This is a genomic window from Pseudomonas putida (assembly GCF_050989985.1).
GTDB lineage: Bacteria > Pseudomonadota > Gammaproteobacteria > Pseudomonadales > Pseudomonadaceae > Aquipseudomonas > Aquipseudomonas putida_AI.
In genome coordinates this window covers 3,777,051-3,800,638 of sequence record NZ_CP158815.1, presented here as the reverse complement: position 1 = coordinate 3,800,638, position 23,588 = coordinate 3,777,051, and the positions used below count along the sequence as shown (strand labels likewise).

The window sequence follows — 23,588 nt, the reverse complement described above, 5'->3', positions numbered from 1 at the left end:
ATGAACGCAGCTGTAGACGTTCTGCAGTCCGCCCATCAGCACATCAACCGCGATCGCCTGTGGCAGTCGCTCATGGAACTGGCCAAACTCGGCGCCACGGTCAAGGGCGGCGTCTGCCGCCTGGCCCTGACCGACCTCGACCGCCAGGCCCGCGATACCTTCGTGAAGTGGTGCGAGGAGGCCGGCTGCACCGTCAGCATCGACGCCGTGGGCAATATTTTCGCCCGTCGCCCGGGGCGCAATCCGAACCTGCCGCCCGTAATGACCGGCAGCCACATCGACACCCAGCCCACCGGTGGCAAGTTCGATGGTTGCTTCGGCGTGCTGGCCGGCGTCGAAGTGCTGCGTACCCTCAATGACCTGGGTGTGGAAACCGAAGCGCCGCTGGAAGTGGTGGTGTGGACCAACGAAGAAGGTTCGCGTTTCGCCCCGTGCATGATGGGCTCCGGCGTGTTCGCGGAAAAATTCACCCTGGAAGAAACCCTGGCCAAGGTCGATGCCGAGGGCGTGACGGTGGGCGAGGCGTTGAATGCCATCGGCTATGCCGGGCCGCGCGCGGTCAGTGGTCATCCGGTGGGCGCGTATTTCGAGGCGCACATCGAGCAGGGGCCGATTCTCGAAGACGAACGCAAAACCATCGGCGTGGTGATGGGCGCCCTCGGGCAGAAATGGTTCGACCTGAAACTGCGCGGCGTCGAAGCCCATGCCGGGCCGACCCCGATGCACTTGCGCAAGGACGCACTGGTCGGCGCCTCGGTGATCGTCGGCGCGGTCAATCGCGCGGCCCTGGGCCATCAACCCCATGCCTGCGGTACCGTCGGTTGCCTGCAAGCCTATCCCGGCTCGCGCAACGTCATCCCCGGCGAAGTGCGCATGACCCTCGACTTCCGTCATTTGGAACCGGCACGCCTGGACTCGATGATCGCCGAAGTTCGTGAAGTCATCGAAACCACCTGCGAGGAACACGGCCTGACCTTTGAACTGACCCCCACCGCCGACTTCCCGCCGCTGTATTTCGATAAGGGTTGCGTCGAAGCCGTGCGCGGCGCCGCACAGGGCCTGGGCCTGTCGCACATGGATATCGTCAGCGGCGCGGGGCACGACGCGATCTTCCTCGCCGAGCTCGGCCCGGCCGGGATGATCTTCGTACCCTGCGAAGGCGGCATCAGCCACAACGAAATCGAAAACGCCGCGCCGGATGATTTGGCGGCCGGGTGTGCGGTGTTGTTGCGGGCGATGCTGGCGGCGTCGGCGGCGATTGCGAAGGGACAATTGGCCGCATAAGGACTGCCCTCACTCTCCCTGTGGGAGCGAGCCTGCTCGCGATGGTGTGTCAGCAGACACTGAGGTGTCTGATCCTCCATCGCGAGCAGGCTCGCTCCTACAGGAGGGTGAGGGTGGCTTTTTCGCACTATCACGTAGCTCTGCGGTCGACATCTTCACAAGCCGGTGCCTGAACACGCCGCCGCATTCGTGGAGAGCCAATGAGCCAGGACGTCCTGATCACCGAAACCAGTCGCCGCCAGTTGCAGCAGATCATCACCGGGCTGTCTGACGGCGTGATTCTGCTGGAACTCGACCAGACGATCGTCTGGGCCAATGACGCCGCGCTGGAAATGCATGGCGTGGACAGGATCGGCAAGCTGGGGGCCAATGCCAGGGAGTACGCACGGCGCTTCGCCTTGCGTTATCGCAACAATCACCCGGTCCCGGTCGAGAATTATCCGATCAGTCGTGTCGCGCGCGGCGAGACTTTCAGCGACGTACTGGTCGAACTCACCCCGGCCCATGACGAAGAGCGTACCTGGGTCCATCGCGTTCGCAGCCTGGTGGTGACCGACAGCCACGGCGAACCGGAATCCCTGGTGCTGATCATGGACGATGTCACCGACTGGGCCAGCGCCGAGCAGCGCTTCGAGAAAACTTTTGCGGCCAACCCGGCGCCGGCGGTGATCTGTCGTCTCAGCGATTTGCGTTACATCAAGGTCAACCCGGGGTTTCTGGAAATGACCGGTTATGCGCGGGATCAGGTGATCGGCACGTCCACCTATGAGCTGGACGTCCTGGAACAGGCACAAAACAAGGACCTGGCCAAGCAGCGCTTGCGCGAAGGCGCGACCATTCCGCAGATGCAGGCCGAACTGCGTTTGGCCGACGGAGACTGCAAGCAGGTGATAGTCGCTGGCCAGCCCCTGGAACTCAACGACGAAGCCTGCATGTTGTTTTCCTTCGTCGACATGCAGCCGCGATACAAGGCGGAAATGGCCCTGCGCCAGAGCGAAGAACGCTTCGCCAAGGCGTTTCGACTGTCGCCGGTACCGATCCTGATGTGCGTTGCCGACGATCAGGTGGTGCTGGACGTCAATGAAGCCTTCCTCGATACCCTTGGTTATTCCAGCGAAGAGGTCATCGGCGCAAGCATCACGCACATCGATTTCATCGAAGACAACGGAGCACGCACGCGGCTGTTCGCGGCGCTGGAGAAAACCGGGCGCCTGGACCGCATCGACGTGCGGGTGCGTAAAAAAGACGCGGGGCTGATTGATTGCGCCGTGTCGGCGGACACGGTGAACATTCAGGACAATCCCTGCTATCTGCTGGTGTTGATGGACATCACCGAGCGCAAGCGCACCGAACTGGAACTGGTGGCGGCGATTGAAGAGGTGATGAAAGACGCTTCCTGGTTCAGCCGCACGCTGATCGAAAAACTCGCCAATGTGAAAAACGTCAATTCACCGCGATTGCCCAGTGCGTCCTTTACCGACCTGACTGCCCGGGAGCGCGATGTGCTGGGGTTGATCTGCGAAGGCCTGGCGGACAAGGAAATCGCCGCGCGCCTGAAGCTGGCGCCGAACACGGTGCGCAACCATGTGGCGACGGTGTATTCCAAGCTCGATGTGCACAGCCGTAGCGAGGCGATTGTCTGGGCGCGGGAGCGGGGGTTGTTTTCCGGCGCGGGGAAACCGAGGGAGTAGCAGTAAGGTGCAAATGCACTAGCTGGCAGGGTGCAATTTCATGTGTCGGGCTGGTGCGACGGTTCATAGGATGGATCACTGGAACAGGTGTTTTTCCAATGCCTGTATCTTTCCCGCGAGCCGCCGAAGGAACACTGATGAGTCTTGAACCTGCCGAATTACGCCGCCTGGGTCGGTTCCAATGATGACGCTGGCCCAGCTGCGCCTGTTGATCGAACGCAGTTTTTCGCCGCTCGCCTGCGATTGCAGCATCACGGGCGATCATTACCTGACCGTCAAGCTCTACCACCCCATATCCGGGCAAGTGGATCTGGTGGTCAGTGGCTTGAACATGACGACCCTGCAGTCGGAGGAAGCGGTGGCCACGCTGATTGAGGAATTGCGTTACGAGCTGGAGAGCAACAACCTGCATCGCCCGGATCCGGTGATGTAGTTTTTGTCGGTTTTGACTACCGCTTGGGCCGCAAGACCCATAAAAGCAGGTTTTCTGTCGGTTACCCGTGAACTTTTTGGCAGTGTTTTGTTGTCACAAACTTGTCGATCACTTTTCGCGGGTCATCCTATGAACAGTCTTGGGAAACGCGTTTTCACACCACTTGCGCTGTGCGCTGTCATTCTCGGTGGCTGTGCCAGTCCGCCGCCACCTCCACCCGCCGCGCCGCCACCACCGCCGGTCCGCACCTGCCAGGCCATGGATAAAACCGATGTGCTGGGTGATGTGCGAGACGAAAACGGCGAGGTGACGCGGGTCACTACGACTACTCGCTGCGTGACGCAATAAACACTTGTGGGAGCGAGCCTGCTCGCGATGACGGTGTGACATTCAACTTCAATGTTGACTGGCAGACCGCTATCGCGAGCAGGCTCGCTCCCACAGTGGTTTGGCTTGGGTGCGTGGGTCAGGACAGGAAACCGCCATCCACATTCAGCGAAACGCCTGTGGTGTAGCTGGACGCATCGCTGGCCAGGTACAGCACCGCGCCGGCCATTTCACTCGGGTCCGCCACGCGCTTGAGCGGGATCTGCTGCAATGCGGTGTTGAGGATGGCTTCGTTCTTCACCAGGGCCGAGGCGAACTTGGTGTCGGTCAGGCCTGGCAGCAGCGCGTTGCAGCGGATGCCGAACTGCGCGCATTCCTTGGCGAAGACCTTGGTCATGTTGATGACCGCCGCCTTGGTCACCGAATAGATGCCCTGGAACACGCCCGGCGAGATGCCATTGATCGAGGCGACGTTGATGATGCTGCCGCCACCGTTCTCGCGCATCAGCTTGCCGGCTTCCACCGACATGAAGAAATAGCCGCGAATGTTGACGTCGACGGTCTTCTGGAACGCGCCGAGGTCGGTGTCCAGCACGTTGCAGAACTGCGGGTTGGTGGCCGCGTTGTTGACCAGGATGTCCAGGCGCCCGAACTGTTCCTTGATGCCGGCGAAGACCTGGCTGATCTGTTCCATTTCCCCGATATGGCAAGCGATGGCAGTGGCCTTGCCGCCGGCGGCGATGATCGCGTCGGCCACATGCTGGCAGCCTTCGAGCTTGCGGCTCGAGACGATCACATGGGCACCTTGCTGGGCCAGCAGTTTGGCGATGGCTTCACCGATGCCGCGGCTGGCGCCGGAGACGAAAGCGATCTTGCCGTCGAGGTCGAACAACTGAGTCTTGGACATGGGTTTTTCCTTGTTGGAGATCTGGATCAGAGGCCGATTCAGTTCACTGTAGGAGCGAGCATGCTCGCGATGGTCGTTAACGATAACGCGTGCTACCTGGATGAACGCGTTGTCCGGACGTTTTTCGCGAGCATGCTCGCTCCTGCAGAGGGGCGGTCAGAGGCTGGATTTATTGATGACCTGCAGGCTCATCTGCTCCAGCAGCTTGTTCATGTGAATGAACTGCGCGAAGCGTTTGTCCTGGGTCTGGCCGTGGTAGAAGCGGTAGTAGATCTGCTGCACGATGCCGGCCAGGCGGAACAGGCCGTAGGTGTAGTAGAAATCGAAATTGTCGATCTTGATGCCGGAACGTTCGGCGTAGTAATCGACGAATTCGCGGCGCGTCAGCATGCCCGGTGCATGGCTCGGCTGGCGGCGCATCAGTTGCACCGGCGCCGGGTCGCCGGCTTCGATCCAGTAGGCGAGGGTGTTGCCCAGGTCCATCAGCGGATCGCCGAGGGTGGTCAGCTCCCAGTCGAGCACACCGATGATCTGCATCGGGTTGTTCGGGTCGAGGATCACGTTATCGAAGCGATAGTCGTTGTGGACGATGCTGGAGGTCGGGTGATCGGCCGGCATCTTGTCGTTGAGCCAGGCCTTGACCGCTTCCCACTGCGGCGCGTCCGGGGTCAGGGCTTTCTCGTAGCGATCGCTCCAGCCCTTGATCTGCCGCGCCACGTAACCTTCGGGTTTGCCCAGGTCGCCCAGGCCGTAGGCGTTGTAATCGACGCGATGCAGTTCGACGAACTTGTCGATGAAGCTCTTGCACAGGGCCTCGGTTTTCGCTGAATCAAGCTCCAGTTCCGGCGGCAGTTCCGAGCGCAGGATGATGCCCTTGACCCGTTCCATCACGTAGAACTCGGCGCCGATCACCGATTCGTCAGTGCAGTGCACATAGGCTTTCGGGCAATACGGAAAGCCGTCGCGCAATTGATTGAGGATGCGGAATTCGCGGCCCATGTCATGGGCGGACTTGGCCTTGTGGCCAAAGGGTGGCCGGCGCAGGACGAACTCCTGTTCCGGGTATTCGAGCAAATAGGTGAGGTTCGACGCGCCGCCGGGAAACTGGCTGATCTGCGGCAAGCCACTGAGGCCGGGGATGTGCGCCTTGAGGTACGGATCGATCAGGCTGGCATCGAGTTCTTCGCCGGAGCGGATACGGGTGGACTGGTCAGTAAGCGCCATGCTTATCCCTTCTGCTTATTCTGGAGGCCTCAAACTATTGGCTAATCTAATGCGCGTGCCCGGCAGCCACAACCACGAACGGCCCTTATAGGTGAGCGTGTTGCCGGGCAATCATTGCTTTTGATACACCTGTTTGAATTGTCCTACACCGCGGCGTTGCTGAGGCCGCGCGGCAACTCGATCGGGGTCAGCACAGGCTTGCCGGAGAAGAACGCCACGAGGTTGCGGCCCACCAGTTCGACGGTGCCCTGGGTAGCCTCCGGCGACAGGCCGGCGACGTGTGGGGTCAAGATGACGTTGCCCAGGGTCTTGAGCGCGTCCGGCACCTGGGGCTCGGCATCGAACACATCCAGCGCTGCACCGGCGATACGCCGTTGCTCAAGGGCGGTGATCAGGTCGGCGGTGACCACCACGCTGGCGCGGGCGATGTTCACCAGAAACCCGTTGGGTCCCAGGGCGTCGAGGACCTGGCGATTGACCAGGTGCTGGGTGCCAAGGCCGCCGGGGGTGGCGATGACCAGGAAGTCCGAGGCGCGTGCCAGTTCGGTGGGGGTCGAGCAGAACTCGTAGGGCACGTCATCGCGATGTTGGCGGTTGTGGTAGCACACGCTCATGTCGAACCCGGCAGCGGCGCGCTTGGCGATGGCCATGCCGACTGCACCCAGGCCCAGAATCCCCAGGCGTTTGCCGGCAAGGGAAGGGCGCATGATTTTCGGCCATTCACTGCGGCGCACGGCGGCGTCGCAGCGGGGGATGTCGCGCACCAGCGACAGTAGCAGGGCCATGGCGTGGTCGGCGACCGACGAGGCGTTGACCCCGGCGCCGTTGGTGACGGTGATGCCCCGGTCGGCGGCCGCTTGCAGGTCGACCATTTCATAGCCGGCGCCGATCACGCAGATGATTTTCAGCTTGGGCAGGGCGGCGATTTCATTGCCATGCAGGCCCAGCGGGCCGCGGGTCAGGACCGCATCGATCCCGGCGCCGTGGCGCTTGATGGCTTCGGCGCGCTCGGCGGGAGTCGGGGCCAGAATCAGGTGGAAGCCCTGATGTTCGAGGATGGGCAGGTAATCGTTGATGGTCTCAACCAGTACCAGTACGGTTGCGGGCATGCTTGGCTCCTTTGGGCATGAGTGTCGGGCTCGAACGTCGGGGGAGATTGCTGCTTCCCGCGCATTTTGGCAATTGTCATGTCCGAGCCGCACCCATCATTGTAGGAGCTGCCGCAGGCTGCGATGGGTGTTAACGATAACGCGGGCTTTCTGGATGCCCACGTTGTCTGGGCGTTCTTCGCGAGCAGGCTCGCTCCTACAGGTGGCGCGGTTATTCCGGCTTTTCGGCGGTCAGGAAGTGCCGCGCCGCTTCGAGGATTTCGTCCGACAGTGCTTCGCCCCGGGTGGCACGGGCCAGCGTCAGGGCGCCGATCATCAGCGAATACTGCACCAGTGCCTGCTGGCGCTGTTCCTCGGGGTTGTCCGAGTCCATCAGCTTGCCGAAGGAATCAAGCAGGCGGTTCAGCCCCGCCATGAATGGCTCCCGTAAGCCGCTGCCGGCACTTTCGTGGCACATGTCACCGGCGAAAGCCACCACGGGGCAGCTGTCACCGGGATTGTCACGGCTGTGGGTCGACAGGTACGGCTCGATCAAGGCCTGGCGCGCAGCCGCCTTGTCTTCGCCAGTCTCGGCTCGTAGCTTCCAGCGCTCTCCCACCTGCTTGAACGCCCGCTCGCTGGCTTCCTTGGCCAAGGCTTCCTTGGATTCGAAATGGCCATAAAAACCGCCGTGAGTCAGACCGGCTGCGGCCATCACATCGACGACGCTGATCCCGTGCAGTCCGCGTTCGCGGAACAATCGGGTCGCGGCGTCGACAATGATTTCGCGGTTGAGGTCGGCTTGCTTGCGGGAAACTCGAGGCATCAGGGGCTCACAGATAGCTGAATTGAACGTCAGAGGGCGTACTGGGCAATGCCATTGCCGAACGACCAGTTTTCCTTCTTCACTTCCACCAGATTAATGAAAACATCCTCCAGACGCACGGCCAGTTCCTGATTCAGGCTCTCGGCGATGGTCTTGTAGAGCAGTTTTTTCTTCTCGACGGTGCGGCCTTCACTCATGGTGATCTGGATGATCACCAGCTTGTCGCTGCGCGCAATGCCGAGGTAATTCGGATCGAAGATGAAGTGATGCTCGTCGTGTTCGGCGAGGATCTGGAAGTTATCGTCCTTGGGCACGTCAATGGCGCTGTGCATGGCGGCGTAGACCAGCTCGCCGATGCGCTTGGCGTAGGTGGGGTCCTGTTGCTTTTTGATCTCGATGCGAACCAGTGGCATGGCATGACTCCGGATTGAGGGCAGGTGCATTAAAAATACATGACGATTAACCTTTATCAAGTGCGGGTCGGCGTTTGCCGATGAAATGACACGCATCCCTGTAGGAGCGAGCTCGCTCGCGATGGCGGTGGATCAGCCAATAGATGTGCCGGATGTGACGACGCCATCGCGAGCAGGCTCGCTCCCACAGGGTTATTTGTGGTGCCTGAAATAGCAAATTGGCACCACCGTTCCTCACCTAAGTCTTTGCTTCTGCTCATTAATCCCGGAGAATCGCGCGCTTGTTTCGGCCAGGGCGCTGCCTGTCGGGTACTCCGACGCGTTCTGGCCGGGTGGCAAGTGACCGGAATGTGGAGATCCCACCGGATGAATGATCAGGCCAATAGCGTTAACGAACGCTTTGTAGCAGCGACACCAGCAACGCTTTCGAGCTGGAATCGTCATGACACCACCTGGATGCTGGGCCTGTTTGGCACGGCGATTGGTGCGGGCACCCTGTTTTTACCAATCAACGCGGGCCTTGGCGGTTTCTGGCCGCTGCTGATCCTGGCGCTGCTGGCGTTCCCGATGACCTTCTACGCGCACCGTGGCCTGACCCGTTTCGTGTTGTCCGGTCGTGAAGGCGCGGACATCACCGAAGTCGTGGAAGAGCATTTCGGCCTCAAGGCCGGTGCGCTGATCACCTTGCTCTACTTCTTCGCGATCTTCCCGATCCTGTTGATCTACAGCGTGGCCCTGACCAACACCGTGGGCAGCTTCCTTGAGCATCAACTGCACATCATGCCGCCACCGCGCGCGGTGCTGTCGCTGGTGCTGATCCTCGGCCTGCTGGCCGTGGTGCGTTGCGGCGAGCAGATGATCGTCAAGGCCATGAGCCTGATGGTGTACCCGTTCATCGTCGCCTTGCTGTTCCTGGCGGTGTTCCTGATTCCGCACTGGAACGGCGGCATCCTGACCACCGCCAGCACACTCCCTGAGCCGTCGGCCTTGTTGCATACCCTGTGGCTGGCAATCCCGGTGATGGTGTTCTCGTTCAACCACTCGCCGATCATCTCGGCGTTCGCGGTGGACCAGAAGCGTCGTTATGGTGACCACGCTGAACAGCGCAGCTCGCAGATTCTGTCCCGCGCCCACGCCTTGATGGTGGTGATGGTGCTGTTCTTCGTCTTCAGCTGCGTGCTGACCCTGTCGCCGGCGCAACTGGCCGAAGCGAAGGCGCAGAACCTGTCGATCCTGTCCTACCTGGCCAACCATTTCAGCAACCCGACCATCGCCTTCGCGGCGCCGCTGATTGCCTTCGTGGCCATTTCCAAGTCGTTCCTGGGGCACTACATCGGCGCCAGCGAAGGCCTCAAGGGCCTGATCGTCAAGACCGGCAAGCGTCCGGCAGCCAAGACCCTGGACCGCATGACCGCAGCCTTCATGCTGGTGGTGTGCTGGATCGTCGCCACGCTGAACCCGAGCATCCTGGGCATGATCGAAACCCTGGGCGGCCCGGTGATCGCGGCGATCCTGTTCCTGATGCCGATGTACGCCATCCGCAAGATCCCGGCCATGGCACGCTATCGCGGCCAGGCGTCGAACGTGTTTGTGGTGGCGGTAGGTCTGGTGGCGATTTCGGCGCTGATCTATTCGTTGACGGCGTGATCGTTCGGCCGGCTCGCCTAGTGCCGGTTTGACAGCTACAGTGGCCGCTGCGCGCTCTGCGCGCAGCGGCTTTTTTTCGCCTGGAGACACTGGATTGTCGAGCGCCTCGCCTCAAAACCCCTCCGAGCAACCCAACCGATGGCAGGACCTGTTGGCCGGGTTGTCGATTGCCGGGCTGCTGTTGCCCGAAGCGGTCGCTTACTCAAGCATCGCGGCACTCGCTCCCCAGGCGGGGGTCATTGCCCTGTTCGCCGGCCTGTTGTGCTATGGCCTGTTCGGCACCAGCCGCTTTGCGATTGTCTCGGCGACGTCATCCTCGGCCGCCGTGCTGGCTGCCGCGACCGCCACCCTGGCCAATGGCGACCCGCAACTGCGCTCGACCCTGGCGATCGGGCTGGTGCTGATGACCGGTGCATTCTTTTTGCTGGCGGGCTTGTTCAAGCTCGGCAGCGTGACGTCATTCATCGCCAAGCCCGTGTTGCGCGGTTTTGCCTTCGGCCTGGCGCTGACCATCATTCTCAAGCAAGTTGCCAGCGTGGTCGGGGTGCATCTGACCGATGCCAACCTGGTGCGCTTTCTGCCGCAACTGCTCGAACAACTGCCGCAATGGAACTGGGTGGCAGCTGGCGTCGGCGCGGTGGCTTTGCTGCTTTTATGGCTGTTTGCGAGGTTTCGACGCCTGCCTGGCGGTTTGCTGGTGGTGGTGATTGGCATCGCCGCTGGCCATTGGCTGAATCTGCCGGCGTATGGCGTGAAGCTGATCGGGGTGATCGACCTCGGCCTGGAGGTGCCAACGCTACCGGTTCTGTCGTTTGCCGACTGGTTGCGTCTGGGAGAGCTGGCGTTTGCCATGGTGATGATCCTGTACGCGGAGTCCTACGGCTCCATCAGCTCCTACGCTCTTAAACACGGCGATCGCATTACCTCGAATCGGGACCTGCTGGCGCTCGGTGCTTCCAATCTGCTGTCGGGCCTGTTCCACGGCATGCCTGCGGGAGCAGGGTACTCGGCGACATCGGCCAATGAAGCCGCTGGCGCGACCTCACGGCTGGCCGGTGGGGTGGCGGCACTGGTGGTGCTGCTCATTGTCTTGACGGTGTTGCCTTATATCGCCCTGACTCCGGAGCCGATTCTCGCCGCCATCGTTATCCACGCGCTGGGCCGTGGCTTGAGCCTGCAACCGTTGGGGCGCTATTTCGTCTGGCGCCGTGACCGTTTGCTGGTGATCTGCGCCGTGGGGGCGGTACTGGTGCTGGGTGTGCTCGACGGTTTGCTGGTGGCGGTGGCAATCAGCGTGTTGTTGATGCTCAAACAGATGTCGGCAGCGGACATCCAGATTCTCGGTCGCATCGATGACGGTCACGATTTTGTCGACCTGCAACGCCATCCGACGGCGAAAGCGCAGCCGGGTGTGTTGATTGTCCGTCCGGGCGAAGCGTTGTTCTTTGCCAACGTCGAGCGGATCCTCGGCGGCGCCTTGCGCCTGATCCGGCATTCGCAGGTGCCCATTCATACGGTGATTCTCAGTCTGGAAGAGTCGCCGGATCTGGATGGCACCAGCATTGAGGCGATGCAGGAGTTTTTTGTGCGGGTGGATCAGGAAGGCAAGCGATTGATTCTGGCTCGTCTGAAGGACAGTGCCGAAACCGCATTGTCTGCGTTGCCCGAGGTGAAGGCCTGCAAAGTGATGTTGAGCGGGCTAAGTGTGGATGGTGCGGTGCAGCAGGCGCTTGAGTCGACCGCATAACCTGTGGGGAGAACCTGTGGGAGCAAAGCTTGCTCGCGATGGCGTCCTTCCTGATGAACCGCATTATCGTTCATCGCGAGCAAGCTTTGCTCCCACAAAAAAAACGCCGCTCATCTCACGATGGGCGGCGTTTTTCATTGCTTTGTAGCGTTAGGCTTGAACGACCGGGATGTTGGCGTTCGCTGCAGCTTCACGGAACTCGGCGATCTGGTCGAAGGACAGGTAGCGGTAGACATCGGCCGCCATGCTGTCGATCTTGCCAGCGTATTCCATGTACTCCTCGACGGTCGGCAGGCGACCCAGGATGGAAGCCACGGACGCCAGCTCGGCCGAAGCCAGGTAGACGTTCGCGCCGTCACCCAGACGGTTCGGGAAGTTACGGGTCGAAGTCGACACCACGGTGCTGTTCGGCTCTACACGTGCCTGGTTGCCCATGCACAGCGAGCAGCCTGGCATTTCCATGCGGGCGCCAGCCTTGCCGTAGATGCCGTAGTAGCCTTCTTCGGTCAGTTGGTGAGCGTCCATCTTGGTCGGAGGCGACAGCCACAGACGAGTTGGCAGCTGACCCTTGACCTGATCCAGCAGTTTACCGGCAGCGCGGAAGTGACCGATGTTGGTCATGCACGAACCGATGAACACTTCGTCGATCTTCTCGCCAGCAACGCTGGAGAGCAGGCGAGCGTCGTCCGGGTCGTTCGGCGCGCAGAGCACAGGCTCCTTGACGTCGGCCAGGTCGATCTCGATGACTTCGGCGTATTCGGCGTCCTTGTCCGCTTCCAGCAGCTCAGGGTTGGCCAGCCAGGCTTCCATCGCTTGAGCACGACGCTCCAGGGTGCGGGCATCGCCGTAGCCTTCGCCGATCATCCAGCGCAGCAGGGTGATGTTCGACTGCAGGTATTCGGCGATCGACTCTTTGGACAGCTTGATGGTGCAACCGGCAGCCGAACGTTCGGCCGAGGCGTCGGACAGTTCGAAGGCTTGCTCGACGGTCAGGGTTTCCAGACCTTCGATCTCCAGGATGCGGCCGGAGAAAGCGTTCTTCTTGCCTTTCTTCTCGACGGTCAGCAGGCCTTTCTGGATCGCGTAGTAAGGGATGGCATGCACCAGGTCACGCAGGGTGACGCCAGGTTGCAGTTTGCCCTTGAAGCGGACCAGGATCGACTCTGGCATGTCCAGCGGCATGACACCGGTGGCAGCGGCGAACGCTACCAGGCCGGAACCGGCCGGGAACGAGATACCGATCGGGAAACGGGTGTGGGAGTCACCACCGGTACCGACGGTGTCCGGCAGAAGCATGCGGTTCAGCCACGAGTGGATGATGCCGTCGCCCGGACGCAGGGACACGCCGCCACGGGTCATGATGAAGTCAGGCAGGGTGTGGTGGGTGGTCACGTCGATCGGCTTCGGATAAGCCGCGGTGTGGCAGAAGGACTGCATTACCAGATCGGTCGAGAAGCCCAGGCACGCCAGGTCTTTCAGTTCGTCACGGGTCATTGGACCGGTGGTGTCCTGGGAACCCACGGTGGTCATCTTCGGTTCGCAGTAGGTGCCCGGACGGATGCCGGTCACGCCGCAAGCCTTGCCGACCATTTTCTGCGCCAGGGTGTAGCCCTTGGTGCTTTCAGCCGGTGCTTCAGGCTTCTTGAACAGGGTCGAAGGTGCCAGGCCCAGTTCGGCGCGAGCCTTCTCGGTCAGGCCACGGCCGATGATCAGCGGGATACGGCCGCCGGCGCGAACTTCGTCCAACAGGACCGGGGTCTTCATTTCGAAGGTGGTCAGGACTTCGTCGGTGCCGTGCTTGCAGACTTTACCAGCATGCGGGTACAGGTCGATCACGTCGCCCATGTGCATGTTGGATACGTCGAATTCGATTGGCAGTGCGCCAGCATCTTCCATGGTGTTGTAGAAGATCGGAGCGATCTTGCTGCCGAAGCAGAAACCGCCGGCACGCTTGTTCGGCACGTAAGGAACGTCGTCGCCGAAGAACCACAGAACCGAGTTGGTTGCCGATTTACGCGAAGAACCGGTACCGACCACGTCGCCCACGTAGGCGATCGGGAAGCCGGCGTTGCGCATTTCTTCGATCTGCTTCATCGGGCCGGTCTTGCCTTGCTCGTCCGGAACGATGCCGTCACGGGCCATTTTCAGCATGGCCAGGGCGTGCAGCGGGATGTCAGGACGGGACCAGGCATCGGGAGCAGGGGACAGGTCGTCGGTGTTGGTCTCGCCGGTGACCTTGAAGACGCGCAGGCTGATCTTGTCGGCCAGGGTCGGACGCTTCACGAACCACTCGGCGTCAGCCCAGGATTGCAGCACGGCCTTGGCGTGAACGTTGCCGTTCTTGGCTTTTTCAGCCACATCGTGGAAAGCATCGAACATCAGCAGGGTGTGCTTGAGTTCTTCGGCGGCTACTGGTGCCAGTTCGGCGTCGTCCAGCAGGTTTACCAGAGTCACGATGTTGTAGCCGCCCTGCATGGTGCCGAGCAGTTCAACAGCGCGCTTCTTGTCGATCAGAGGGGAGTTGGCTTCGCCTTTGGCGATGGCGGAGAGGAAGCCGGCCTTCACGTAGGCTGCTTCGTCCACTCCTGGCGGAACGCGATTGGTGATCAGGTCAACGAGGAAAGCTTCTTCGCCAGCCGGGGGATTTTTCAGCAGCTCGACCAGGCCTGCAGTTTGTTCGGCGTTAAGCGGCTGGGGAACGATACCCAGTGCTGCACGCTCTTCGATATGTTTGCGGTAGGCTTCAAGCACAGTTATTACCCTCATCAGTGGTCCCAAATGGGTGTCCGGGACGCTCATCCCGAAATTGCCGTACTCATGCGCTGCATGGCGTTGTGAGCCACTTAGCCAGAATTACCGGCAATTCCTTACAGAAGCTGCTTTCAAAGTTTTACGCCTGCAGAACGGGAGCTGATGAGGGTTGGCGCCGGACTTTTCCCCGCTGGAAAAACCCTTCGCCAACACCGCTCTGAAGGAACGACTGTGCTCGTGACGCTTTGAAAACAGCTTCTAACGGACATTGGCGCCTAAAAAGGCTGGCTGATTCTACGGCAAAAAAAAATTAAAGGTAAGTCGGGGTTTATTGGACTTTGGTGGAGGCGTTCTATTGAGCTCGATCGGCCATGGCCCTGAACTTTGAGGGGTGATCAATGGCGGGCAAAGGGCTAACATGCCGGCCTGTTCTGCTTTTTCGCGTTCTGCCTACCTATGCCCAATCAGACCATCAAGACCCCCTGCGTCGGCCTTTGCTCCACCGTTTACGGTGACCTGGTGTGCCGTGGCTGCAAGCGTTTCCACCATGAAGTGATTCACTGGAACGGTTACAACGAGGAAGAAAAGCGCGCGGTGTGGTTGCGTCTGGAGCAGCTGCTGTCCCAGGTAATGGCGGCCAAGGTGGAGATTTTCGATGCGTCGTTGCTGCGCACCCAGCTGGAACAGCGCAAGATCCGCTTTGTACCACATCAGTCGGCGTATTGCTGGGCGTACCAGTTGATTGCCCGGGGCGCGCGCGTGATCAACAATCTGGAAGCCTACGGGATGGTCTTGCTGCCGGAGTTCCGCGACTGGAACCTGCCGGAATTGCGCGATGCCATCGATCGCGAGTTTTTCCTGCTGTCCGAGGCCCATTACCAGCGCTATATCGCGCCCGGTTTCCTCAAGGACGCGTTTGGCGGCTGAAAGCATCGCGAGCAGGCTCGCTCCCACAGGAAAATGCCTTCCAAATGTGGGAGCGAGCCTGCTCGCGATAGCGATTTAATCTACGCCGCAAGCCTCAATGCTTGCTGGCCAGCTCATCCAGATGATCTTCGATCTCCTGCGGCTTGAGCACCAGCACGTCGCTCTCCACCGCATCGAGCACCACTTCCGCCGTATTGCCGATCAAGGTCCCTGAAATCCCGCTGCGCGCCACGGTGCCAATCACCGTCACCGCCGCCTGCAGCTTGTGGACCATGAACGGAATCAGTACATCCGCCGGGCCTTCCTCGATGTGCAGGTGCGCATCGTCGATGTCGAATTCCGCCTGGAACGCCTGGCATTGCTCGCGGTAGCGCGCCTCGATGGTTTCCTTGAGCTGGAAGGTCGGGTCGGCCGACGACAGCATCGGCGAGGGATGGGCGCTGATCACGTGTAACTGGGCCCTGGCCAGGCTGGCGATGTCATAACCGTGATCGATGATGGTGTTGTGCAGGTGGCGGTGTTCCGGGTCGGTATTGCCGACGTCAATGGCCGCCAGAATCACTTTGTCCTTCCAGGAGCCGGCGGTTTTCACCAGCAGCACGGGAGTAGGGCAATGGCGCAGCAGTTTCCAGTCTGCCGGGGTCAGCAGGGCTCTTTTCAGTGCGCTGTCGGGAAAATGCTGCTTGATGACCAGCCCGCAGCCTTCGGCCTGCTGCACATCGACGATGGTCTCGTGCAGGCTCTGGTTCCAGGCCTGTTCGGTGGTGACGCTGAAACCGTCTTCCAGCAATGCCGCCTTGAGCACGCTCAGCATGGCGCTGTGATCATGCTTGGGGTCGCACACCAGCAAATGCAGATGCGCCTGGGTCACGCCGGCAATCAATTTGGCCCGTTTGAGCGCCAGGCTTTCCGCGTGTTCGGGTTCGATGACCACCAGAATGCTGCGTATGGCTTGCATGATCGGGATCTCCTGAAATGAAAAAGCGTGGCGTTGCTCAACTATAGTTGCTGGCTGCCGGCCGGGGTGTTGATACATATCAACGGTCGGCGGCTGGTGGTCTGCGGGCAGGCCGGTATAATCGTCGCCCTTCGTTTTGAACCTTTATCCCGTGGGCCCCATGATCCTTCCCGAAATTCACGAATTCCTTGGCTGTCGCACCCCCGATGGCTGGGTCCAGGCCGCGCTGGCCGATCAGGAAACCCTGCTGATCGACCACAAGAACTGCGAATTCAAGGCCGCCAGTACCGCGCTGAGCCTGATTGCTAAATATCACTCCCATGTTGACCTGATCAACATGATGTCGCGGCTGGCCCGGGAAGAGCTGGTGCATCACGAACAAGTCATGCGCCTGATGAAAAAACGCAAGATCGAGCTGCGCCAGTTGTCCGCGGGGCGTTATGCCTCGGCGCTGCGCAAGGTGGTGCGCAGTCACGAGCCGGTCAAGCTGGTGGATACCCTGGTGGTCGGCGCGTTCATCGAGGCGCGCAGCTGCGAGCGTTTCGAGGCGCTGGTGCCGCATCTGGACGAAGAACTGGGCAAGTTCTATTTCGGCTTGCTCAAGAGTGAAGCCCGGCATTTTCAGGGGTACTTGAAACTGGCTTACCAGTACGGGGATGCCAAGGACATCGCCAACGTGATCGACCGCGTGCGCGCCGCCGAGCAGGAGTTGATCGAGTCCCCGGACGTTGAATTCCGCTTCCACAGCGGCATCCCAACCGCTGCCTGACCCTGTGTAGGAGCGAGCATGCTCGCGATGGTCGTGAACGATGACGCGGGAAAACTGATGCACCGTGCTGTTCTCTGGCTCATCGCGAGCATGCTCGCTCCTACAGGTCTAACCCCAAACGCTCATGCCAGTCCGCAATGGACTCTTCTGGGTATCCATCGAACTGTTTGTCGCCAGGCCGGACGTCGACCTCCACCCAGGGGGCTCTGGAATTCAGCAGCAAATGCGTGTGCTGCGGCGGCACCGGCAGCGGCGTATCAATGGCCGAGGCAAACGGGTGGATCAGCTCCGGCCACTCGGGGCTGAACAGCCATAAACCCGAACCGCACACCTTGCAGAAGTGCCGCTCGGCGCTGCTGCGGTGGGCACGGGCTTCGCCTTCACCCTTGAGCAGCGCATGGTAAATCGCGATGTTCTTGCGCCCGCGAACCTTGAGGCTGTCGGCGTCGCCGGCAATGTTGATCGCGTAACCGCCGCCGCCCTGGGTCTTGCGGCAGATCGAGCAATAGCAGCGCTGATAGGGGTAGGGGTGGGCGCTGGTCAGGCTGAACGAAACCGCGGCGCAATGGCAGGAGCCTTCGAGGTGCATGGGGGTCTCCGGTGGCTGAAATGATTTGGTTTAGCCTAGAAGATATGGGGCGACAGTGCCGGCGCCTTCGCGAGCAGGCTCGCTCCCACAGGGGATTGCATTCCAAATGTGGGAGCGAGCCTGCTCGCGATGAACGATAACGCGGTGTCACTGGACGCACACCAATGGCCGGTTCAGCATGTGCGACTCAAAAATGAGATCTCGATAATGCGCCGACTACCCTCCCTGGCAGCCCTCAAAACCTTCGAATGCGCCGCGCGCCATGCCCATTTCGGCCGGGCGGCGGCGGAGTTGTGCGTGACCGACAGTGCGGTCAGTCATCAGATTCGGCAGCTCGAAGAGCAACTGGGGGTCTCGCTGTTCATCCGCGAGGGCCGGCAGATCCGTCCGACGATGGCTGCCGGGCGCCTGATGCAAAGCCTGCAGCAAGCCTTCGAACTGATCGGCGAAGCCTGCGACGAGCTACGCGACCCGTCATCCCTGGCGGTGTTGCGTCTGGCGGTCACCGCGGAGCTTGCGCAAAAGTGGCTGATGAGCCGGCTGACGGATTTTTACGCGCGTTACCCGCACATCACCCTGCACCTCTACGAACAGCCGATCGACGCCGCCGCGCCGGGGGAAGACATCGACCTTGCGATCACCTATGGCACCGGCCCCGTGGACAGCTCGGCGTATTTCGTACGCCCACTGCCGGCGTTGCAGTTCTTCCCGGTGTGCAGTCCCGGCCTGTTCAACCAGGGCACCCTGAAAACCCCGAAAGACCTGGTCCGTCATTGCCTGTTGCACGACGATCAGGACGGCAAGACCTGGACCGCCTGGCTCACCAGCCATGCCGGTGACCTGCGCCCACAACGACAGCTGTATTTCGCCCATGCCGGCCTGGCGCTGGAGGCGGCGGCACAAGGGCAGGGCGTGGCCATGGGCGATAACCTGACCGCCCAGGAAGACTTGCTCAGCGGCCGGCTGGTGCGGCCGTTCAGCGCGAGCATGACCGCGTTGGGCCAATACGCGCTGGTGTGCGAGCGGGTGCGGCTGGAGCGTCCGGCGGTGGCGCAGATGCTGGAATGGTTCAACGATCAGCTGGCTGATTGATGAGTTTAATTCAGGTATTCCGAAATAATCATCGTTGGCGAGGAGGGCGCCGGCGACCTTAGCCTGTGGTCATTCCAATCCCCGCTGATGAGGTTTGACCATGGCACGTTTGCTCGACTCCACCCCTAAACTCGACGGCTTCCGCTTGCCAGGCGAATTCGAAGCCAAGTCCGGCTGCTGGCTCGGCTGGCCGGAGCGCACGGACGTCTGGCGCAACGGCGCCAAGCCTGCGCAGAAAGTCTGGGTGCAGATCGTCACCGCCATTTCCATGAGCGAGCCGGTCACGGTTTGTGCCTCCGCCGCGCAGTTCGCCACCGCTCGCCGGCAGTTGCCGCCGCAGGTGCGGGTCGTGGAAATGACCTGCAACGACACCTGGTTCCGCGACAGCGGTCCATGCTTTGTGGTCAATGACCAGAGCGGAGAAGTCCGTGGCGTCGACTTCGAATTCAATGCCTACGGCGGCCTCGACGGTGGCCTGTACTACCCCTGGGACAAGGACGACCAGATCGCCAGCAAAATCCTCGAAATCGAAGGCTTCGACCGCTATCGCGCGCCGTTGATCGCGGAGCTGGGCGGCATTCAGAGTGACGGCCAGGGCAGCATCCTCACCACCGAACAGTGCCTTCTCAACCGTAACCGCAACCAGCATCTGGGCAAGGATGAAGTGACCCGTCGCCTGACCGACTATCTCGGCGCCGAGCAGGTGATCTGGCTGCCCCGTGGCTGCAAGTTCGACGAAACCGACGGTCATGTCGACGACCTCGCGTGTTTTGTGCGCCCTGGCGAAGTGGTGCTGCAATGGACCGACAATCGCGATGACCCACAGTGGGAAATCTATCAGGAGGCCTACGACATCCTGCGCAGCACCCGCGACAGCCGTGGTCGCGAGCTGATCGTGCACAAGCTGCCGCAGCCGGATGTGCTGGAGTGGACTGCCGAAGAAGCCGAAGGCCTGGATCAGCTGGACAGCACCCACACCCGTCAGGCAGGGACCAAAATCTGCGCCTCGTACATCAACTACTACGCCGGCAACAGCTCGATTGTGGTGCCGCTGTTTGGCGACCGTAACGATCAGGTGGCGCTGGCAACCCTGGCCGAGCTGTTCCCGCGACACAAGATCGTTGGCATCGAAAACTCCCGGGAAATCCTCCTGGGTGGCGGCAACGTCGCCTGCATCACCATGCCTCAATACGCCGGCAAAGGAAGATAACCATGGGCCTGCACAAACTGACCCAAGCCTTGATGCTGGTGCTTGCACCCCTGTGTGTGCAGGCCGCCGACACCACCAAACCGGTGGTCAACCTGTACATCTGGGGCGAGTACCTGGCCCCGGACACCCTGAAGAATTTCGAGAAGAAAACCGGCATTCAGGTGGTGGCCGATCATTTCGACTCCCTGGAAACCGTCGAGACCAAACTGCTGACCGGCCGCAGTGGCTACGATCTGGTGCTGACGGCGGGGCAGCATTTGTCCCGGGCCATCGAAAGTGGCGCGGTGCAGACCGTCGACAAGCAGCAATTACCGCACTTCGCCGGCGTCGGTGAAGAATTCCGCCAGCACATGGCAGTGTTCGATCCGGGCAATCGCTATGCCGGGATCTATGCCTGGGGCACCACGGGCGTGGGCTTTCAGGAGGAGGCCGTGAAAAAGCGCCTACCTGATGCGCCCACCGACAGTTGGGCGATGCTGTTCGATCCGGCAGTGGTGTCGAAATTCGCCGATTGTGGGGTCAGCCTGCTCAACGATCCCAATGAAGTATTCGCCGCCGTCATGAAGTACATGGGCCTGGACATCAATCGTCAGAGCCTGGACGACCTGAAACTGGCGGAGCAGCAACTGGCGAAAATCCGCCCGTACATTCGTTATTTCGACAACGACCTGAACATCAGCGACCTGGCCAATGGCAACACCTGCGTGGCGATGTCGTGGAACGGCAACGTGGCCATCGCCGCCGGCCAGGCCGAGGCGGCGCACAAGCCGTACAGGCTGACCTACCGCATTCCGAAGGAGGGCACGCTGATCTGGTTCGATGCCATGGTCATCCCCAAAGACGCGCCGCATCCCGAGGCCGGCCTGGCCTTGATGGACTACCTGATGACACCGGAGGTGATCGCGCCGATTACCGACACCATTCATTACGCCAATGCGATTACCGCGGCAGACAGCCTGATCGATCCGGCGATTCGCAATGATCCGGGGACTTACCCGCCCCAGGCCGTTCGTGCGTCGTTGTACAGCAAGAATGACAATGGCAAGGCCTTCAACCGGGCGTTGATTCGGGCGTTCAGTCGCTTGAAGTCGGGGTTGTGATGCATCTAGCCTGCTCGCGATGAACGATAACGCGCTCTAACGGGCGGGCACCCGCCACAAATACCACGAAGCCACCGTCCGATACGGGCTCCACGCCAGCCCGATCTCGATCATCTGCTTGCGCGTCGGCTGCACCTCCAGGCCCTTCAGGCGCCGATAGCCCTCACGCACTCCAAAATCATCGGCGGGCAAAATGTCCGGGCGCTCCAGGCTGTAGATCAACAGCATCTCCACGGTCCAGCGCCCCACACCGCGCAGGGTGATCAGGCGCTCGATCAGCGCTTCATCGTCCATGGCCCGGGCGGTGGCGTAATCCGGTACCACGCCATCCAGTGTCGCCTGGGCAATGCCCTGAATAGTCGCGATCTTGCTCGCGGAAAAACCGCAGCTGCGCATTTCATCGAAGCCGGTGGCGACGATCTGTTCGGGCCTGGGGAACGACACCGACGGGAACAGCGCCAGCAGCCGCCCGAGAATCGCATCGCCGGCCTTGGCATGCAGTTGCTGGTAGGCAATCGCCCGCACCAGCGACTCATAAGGATCGCGCGCGGCGTGGGGTTGGTGCAGGCAGGGGCCGATGGCGTCGATGTGGCGACGCCAGTCATCATCCAGGGAGGCCAGCCATTGCGTGGCAGGCCGGTAGGGATCGGGCATGAAGCATCCTTGAGGGCTGACCAGTGCAGCCGGTGGTCAAAAGGCCAGTTGCTCGGTGAATTGCACCGCCGCGTTTTCCAGCCGCAGCAGAAACGCCTTGCGCGGTTCGCCTCCAGCGTAGCCCGTCAGCGAGCCGTCAGCACCGATCACGCGATGGCAGGGCACCACAATCGAGAGGCGGTTGTGACCGTTGGCCAGGCCCACGGCGCGGCTGGCACCGGGTTTGCCCAGCCGGTGGGCGATAGCGCCGTAGGTGGTCGTCTGGCCGTAGGGGATTTTCGTCAGCTCGGCCCAGACCTGGCGCGAGAACTCGCTGCCGGGCATGTGCAGGGCAACACTGAACTCCGTGCGCTCGCCGGCGAAATACTCGGCAAGCTGTTGCTCGATCTGCTGCAAATGCGCGTTGTGCCCCGGCGCCACGGCGTAACCAAAGCGGTTTTGCAGGCTCTCGACTTCCCTGGAGAGAGACGATTGATCGAGAAACTCCAGCAGCACCAGGCCGCGCCGTTCAGCCATGGCGATCATCGGACCCAGGGGGGTGGTCAGCCGGGTGAACAGCAGAGGTTCACTGTTGGCGGCGCGACCCGGGGTGATGTGAAAGGACTTTTGAAAGGCATCGCGAAAACCGCTCAGGGATTCGTACCCCGAATCGAAGGCCGCGCTGTCGATGGAATCGCCCTGTTTGATCCCGCCCAGGGCCATGCCCAGGCGCCGGGTGCGCAGCCAGGCATGGAAGGTCATGCCGAAATGCTGCTTGAACCAGCGCCGCAACTTCAGCGGCTCGATGTCCTCGGCCAGCAGCTGTGCGTCAGTCCAGCGTCGTTCGGAGTCGGTGTCCACCAGGGTAAGCAGCCTCTGCACCCACGGCGGCGCAACCGCGGCAGCGCCCATGGGCTTGCAGCGAAGGCAAGCCCGATAGCCCGCCGCCAGGCACTCGTCGGCATGGGCGAAGAACTCGACATTCTCAGGTTTTGGGCTGCGTGCGGTGCAACCGGGACGGCAGAAAATCCCGGTGGTCTTGACCGCGGTAAAGAACACCCCCTCGTAGGAGGTGTCTCGTTCGAGCATGGCGCGAACCATCTCGGCGCGGGGTGGCAGTAGCGTGTTTTGTAGGTTCATGGGCGCAGCATAGAACGGGGCAGGGGGCGCCTCCACCGGAAAATCGACAGGGAATTTCCCTGCTGGCCACCGTTCCCCTGTAGGAGCGAGCCTGCTCGCGATGGACGTCAACGATAACGCGCCCTATCTGAAAGTTCGCGGTGTCCAGACGTTTTTCGCGAGCAGGCTCGCTCCTACAGTGGATCTGGTGTGTCAGGTACGCCGTGCCATCAACAACACCGAGGCCGCGGCTGACAAAAGCCCCGCGCAGCAGCGGTTGAATAGCCGCTTGCCCGACGGTTTGGCGAACCAGCGGCGCATGTGCAGGCCCATGTAGGCGTAGGCGGCGATGGCGATCCACTCCAGCACCAGGAACAGCGCGCCCAGCACCGCGAATTGCGGGGTGATGGCGCGGGTCGAGTCGACGAATTGCGGCAGGAACGCGGTGAAGATCAGGATGGCTTTCGGGTTGCCGGCCGCCACCAGAAACTCTTGTCGCGCCAGCGCCAGCATCCCCACCGGCGCGCCGGTCACGATATTTTCAACGCCAGGGTCGGCACGCCACAGTTGCCAGGCGAGATAGAACAGGTAGGCCGCGCCGAGGATCTTGATCCCATAGAACAGCAGCTCCGAGGTTTGCAGGACCACCGCCAGGCCAGCGGAGGCGAGGGCGATCATGCCGGCGAACGCCAGCAGGCGCCCGACCCCGGCCAGGCACGCAGTGCGGTAGCCGTAGCGGGTCGAATTGCTGACCGACAGCAGGTTGTTCGGGCCGGGAGCCATGTTCAGGGCGAAGCAGGCCGGAAGGAAAAGTGTGAGGGTGGCGAGGTCCATGGGCGGGCTCCTGTACAAA

21 protein-coding genes are annotated in these 23,588 nt (G+C 61.4%); 10 read left to right on the top strand and 11 right to left on the bottom strand.

What is annotated here, in order from left to right; all coding sequences use genetic code 11:
* From ABTV29_RS17450 to ABTV29_RS17440, 3 genes are all read left to right on the top strand, one after another.
* Nucleotides 1–1,284 carry a Zn-dependent hydrolase gene (locus ABTV29_RS17450; protein ID WP_433765792.1) on the top strand — a complete coding sequence of 428 codons (1,284 nt, stop codon included), beginning with the start codon at nucleotides 1–3 and terminating at the stop codon, nucleotides 1,282–1,284.
* Nucleotides 1,285–1,484: 200 nt separating this feature from the next.
* Nucleotides 1,485–2,975, top strand: a complete 1,491-nt coding sequence (locus ABTV29_RS17445) for a helix-turn-helix transcriptional regulator (RefSeq protein WP_433765790.1) — start codon at nucleotides 1,485–1,487, stop codon at nucleotides 2,973–2,975.
* Between the two features lie 181 nt (nucleotides 2,976–3,156).
* Nucleotides 3,157–3,408 (top strand): DUF1652 domain-containing protein, encoded by a 252-nt coding sequence (locus ABTV29_RS17440; RefSeq protein ID WP_433765788.1) that lies wholly within the window; start codon nucleotides 3,157–3,159, stop codon nucleotides 3,406–3,408.
* A 466-nt stretch (nucleotides 3,409–3,874) separates the two neighbouring features.
* Here ABTV29_RS17440 and ABTV29_RS17435 read toward each other — a convergent pair whose 3' ends face one another.
* From ABTV29_RS17435 to ABTV29_RS17415, 5 genes are all read right to left on the bottom strand, one after another.
* Nucleotides 3,875–4,642 (bottom strand): SDR family oxidoreductase, encoded by a 768-nt coding sequence (locus ABTV29_RS17435; RefSeq protein WP_433765786.1) that lies wholly within the window; start codon nucleotides 4,640–4,642, stop codon nucleotides 3,875–3,877.
* 156 nt (nucleotides 4,643–4,798) lie between these two features.
* A complete protein-coding gene (locus tag ABTV29_RS17430) occupies nucleotides 4,799–5,866 on the bottom strand; it encodes a phosphotransferase family protein (RefSeq protein ID WP_433765784.1) in 1,068 nt (355 codons plus the stop codon).
* A gap of 143 nt (nucleotides 5,867–6,009) precedes the next feature.
* Complete coding sequence (locus ABTV29_RS17425; protein WP_433765782.1) at nucleotides 6,010–6,975, bottom strand: 2-hydroxyacid dehydrogenase; 966 nt, start codon at nucleotides 6,973–6,975, stop codon at nucleotides 6,010–6,012.
* A 211-nt stretch (nucleotides 6,976–7,186) separates the two neighbouring features.
* Entirely contained in the window at nucleotides 7,187–7,780 is a 594-nt protein-coding gene (locus tag ABTV29_RS17420; RefSeq protein WP_433765780.1) for a TetR/AcrR family transcriptional regulator, read from the bottom strand.
* Nucleotides 7,781–7,809: 29 nt separating this feature from the next.
* Entirely contained in the window at nucleotides 7,810–8,193 is a 384-nt protein-coding gene (locus tag ABTV29_RS17415) for a tautomerase family protein (RefSeq protein WP_433765778.1), read from the bottom strand.
* Nucleotides 8,194–8,559: 366 nt separating this feature from the next.
* Between ABTV29_RS17415 and ABTV29_RS17410 the strand changes: the two genes are divergently transcribed.
* Together ABTV29_RS17410 and ABTV29_RS17405 are read left to right on the top strand one after the other, a co-directional pair.
* Nucleotides 8,560–9,840 (top strand): serine/threonine transporter, encoded by a 1,281-nt coding sequence (locus ABTV29_RS17410; protein WP_433765777.1) that lies wholly within the window; start codon nucleotides 8,560–8,562, stop codon nucleotides 9,838–9,840.
* 94 nt (nucleotides 9,841–9,934) lie between these two features.
* Nucleotides 9,935–11,587 carry a SulP family inorganic anion transporter gene (locus ABTV29_RS17405; protein ID WP_433765775.1) on the top strand — a complete coding sequence of 551 codons (1,653 nt, stop codon included), beginning with the start codon at nucleotides 9,935–9,937 and terminating at the stop codon, nucleotides 11,585–11,587.
* Between the two features lie 150 nt (nucleotides 11,588–11,737).
* Here the strand turns inward: ABTV29_RS17405 and acnB are convergent, their stop codons facing one another.
* The gene (gene acnB / locus ABTV29_RS17400) at nucleotides 11,738–14,338 is read right to left on the bottom strand and encodes a bifunctional aconitate hydratase 2/2-methylisocitrate dehydratase (RefSeq protein WP_433771918.1); all 2,601 of its coding nucleotides are present in this window, start codon (nucleotides 14,336–14,338) and stop codon (nucleotides 11,738–11,740) included.
* 456 nt (nucleotides 14,339–14,794) lie between these two features.
* Between acnB and ABTV29_RS17395 the strand changes: the two genes are divergently transcribed.
* Nucleotides 14,795–15,265, top strand: coding sequence for a DUF1289 domain-containing protein (locus ABTV29_RS17395; protein ID WP_096510965.1), 471 nt, complete (start codon nucleotides 14,795–14,797; stop codon nucleotides 15,263–15,265).
* 94 nt (nucleotides 15,266–15,359) lie between these two features.
* Here ABTV29_RS17395 and ABTV29_RS17390 read toward each other — a convergent pair whose 3' ends face one another.
* Nucleotides 15,360–16,223 (bottom strand): universal stress protein, encoded by an 864-nt coding sequence (locus ABTV29_RS17390; protein ID WP_433765773.1) that lies wholly within the window; start codon nucleotides 16,221–16,223, stop codon nucleotides 15,360–15,362.
* 160 nt (nucleotides 16,224–16,383) lie between these two features.
* On the opposite strand from ABTV29_RS17390, the gene ABTV29_RS17385 reads away from it, so the two are divergent.
* Nucleotides 16,384–16,992, top strand: coding sequence for a tRNA-(ms[2]io[6]A)-hydroxylase (locus tag ABTV29_RS17385; RefSeq protein ID WP_433765771.1), 609 nt, complete (start codon nucleotides 16,384–16,386; stop codon nucleotides 16,990–16,992).
* A 100-nt stretch (nucleotides 16,993–17,092) separates the two neighbouring features.
* On the opposite strand, the gene ABTV29_RS17380 is transcribed toward ABTV29_RS17385, so the two are convergent.
* A complete protein-coding gene (locus ABTV29_RS17380) occupies nucleotides 17,093–17,581 on the bottom strand; it encodes a GFA family protein (RefSeq protein WP_433765769.1) in 489 nt (162 codons plus the stop codon).
* A gap of 207 nt (nucleotides 17,582–17,788) precedes the next feature.
* Here ABTV29_RS17380 and ABTV29_RS17375 point away from each other — a divergent pair, with 207 nt between their 5' ends.
* The 3 genes from ABTV29_RS17375 (at nucleotide 17,789) to ABTV29_RS17365 (ending at nucleotide 20,983) form a co-directional block, all read left to right on the top strand.
* On the top strand, nucleotides 17,789–18,673 hold the full coding sequence (locus ABTV29_RS17375; protein ID WP_433765767.1) for a LysR substrate-binding domain-containing protein: 885 nt from the start codon (nucleotides 17,789–17,791) through the stop codon (nucleotides 18,671–18,673).
* Nucleotides 18,674–18,773: 100 nt separating this feature from the next.
* Nucleotides 18,774–19,883, top strand: coding sequence for an agmatine deiminase (gene aguA, locus ABTV29_RS17370; protein ID WP_433765766.1), 1,110 nt, complete (start codon nucleotides 18,774–18,776; stop codon nucleotides 19,881–19,883).
* Nucleotides 19,884–19,885: 2 nt separating this feature from the next.
* Complete coding sequence (locus tag ABTV29_RS17365; protein WP_433765765.1) at nucleotides 19,886–20,983, top strand: extracellular solute-binding protein; 1,098 nt, start codon at nucleotides 19,886–19,888, stop codon at nucleotides 20,981–20,983.
* Nucleotides 20,984–21,019: 36 nt separating this feature from the next.
* Here ABTV29_RS17365 and ABTV29_RS17360 read toward each other — a convergent pair whose 3' ends face one another.
* From ABTV29_RS17360 to ABTV29_RS17350, 3 genes are all read right to left on the bottom strand, one after another.
* Nucleotides 21,020–21,637: a DNA-3-methyladenine glycosylase family protein gene (locus ABTV29_RS17360; protein ID WP_433765763.1), complete on the bottom strand. Its 618-nt coding sequence runs from the start codon at nucleotides 21,635–21,637 to the stop codon at nucleotides 21,020–21,022.
* A gap of 36 nt (nucleotides 21,638–21,673) precedes the next feature.
* Nucleotides 21,674–22,756: a bifunctional transcriptional activator/DNA repair enzyme AdaA gene (locus ABTV29_RS17355; protein WP_433765761.1), complete on the bottom strand. Its 1,083-nt coding sequence runs from the start codon at nucleotides 22,754–22,756 to the stop codon at nucleotides 21,674–21,676.
* Between the two features lie 192 nt (nucleotides 22,757–22,948).
* Nucleotides 22,949–23,569 carry a LysE family translocator gene (locus ABTV29_RS17350; protein ID WP_433765759.1) on the bottom strand — a complete coding sequence of 207 codons (621 nt, stop codon included), beginning with the start codon at nucleotides 23,567–23,569 and terminating at the stop codon, nucleotides 22,949–22,951.
* Nucleotides 23,570–23,588 lie beyond the last annotated feature (19 nt).